We start from the raw sequence: 246 nt of genomic DNA, 5'->3' as shown, positions 1-246 counted from the left end.
GCGCCCAGGTGGGGCGCGTGGGCACCGACCTGCCGGTCGCCAACGGCGTGCTCGGCGGGCCTTGCTCGAGCCTGTTCACCAACCCGGGGTTGGCGCCGGTGCTGGCCGGGCTGACCACGCTCAGCCAGAACCTGCAGGCAGCCGGGGCGCCCTCGGTGGTGGTCAATCCCAGGGCGGTGTGCGGCCGCTTCTACGGACCCGGCGGCTACGTGCGCAGCAAGCGCACCGATGGCGAAGTGCTGGCCC

Annotated in this window: 1 protein-coding gene; it reads left to right on the top strand. The window is 74.0% G+C overall.

The features are described from left to right. Window positions 1–17: 17 nt before the first annotated feature. Window positions 18–246 (top strand): hypothetical protein (locus Ga0451573_RS19470; RefSeq protein ID WP_231685858.1); only part of this gene is annotated, 229 nt, incomplete at its 3' end.

The organism is Phosphitispora fastidiosa (assembly GCF_019008365.1).
Lineage (GTDB): Bacteria > Bacillota > Thermincolia > Thermincolales > UBA2595 > Phosphitispora > Phosphitispora fastidiosa.
Note: the sequence above shows the minus strand (reverse complement) of the source record. Positions and strands in the feature narration are given on the sequence as shown.